Genomic DNA, 577 nt, shown 5'->3' with positions numbered 1-577 from the left:
CGGTCACCACGGTAGGATTCATGACTGGGGTGAAGTCGTAACAAGGTAGCCGTATCGGAAGGTGCGGCTGGATCACCTCCTTTCCAGAGCTTCTCGCACAAGTTGAGCGCTCACGCTTATCGGCTGTTGATAAAGACAGAAAGACTGTCTGTTAGCGGTTTAACCGGTTATAATGCCGGCCGCTTTCGATAATCATCAATGACAAACATTCGAATGAAGTTTGGTTCGAGTTTTTCTCATTGGCGATTGAGCCAGTCAGAGCGGTACGAAAGTATCGGCTGTCGTTCTTTAACAATCTGGAAGAAGCAAGTAATTTGGATAGCGGAAGCGTCTTGAGATGGACGTGAAAGCTATCCGGGTTGTGATTGTATCGATGTATCTCAAGATGATTCGAACTCTATGTTTGACTCAATTTGGAATACGGCACAACGCGAGAACTCAACCTGTAACGAGACAGACTCGTTATAGGGTCAAGCGAACAAGTGCATGTGGTGGATGCCTTGGCGATCACAGGCGATGAAGGACGCGGTAGCCTGCGAAAAGCTACGGGGAGCTGGCAAACAAGCTTTGATCCGTA

The 577-nt window shown here is 48.2% G+C and carries 2 rRNA genes; both read left to right on the top strand.

Annotated elements, in window-relative coordinates:
* A 16S ribosomal RNA gene (locus G3N96_RS38945) occupies positions 1-83 on the top strand; the annotation flags it as partial.
* 385 nt (positions 84-468) lie between these two features.
* A 23S ribosomal RNA gene (locus G3N96_RS38940) occupies positions 469-577 on the top strand; the annotation flags it as partial.

This window comes from Burkholderia sp. Se-20373, assembly GCF_017104705.1.
Lineage (GTDB): Bacteria > Pseudomonadota > Gammaproteobacteria > Burkholderiales > Burkholderiaceae > Burkholderia.
This window is presented reverse-complemented; position numbering and strand designations above follow the sequence as displayed.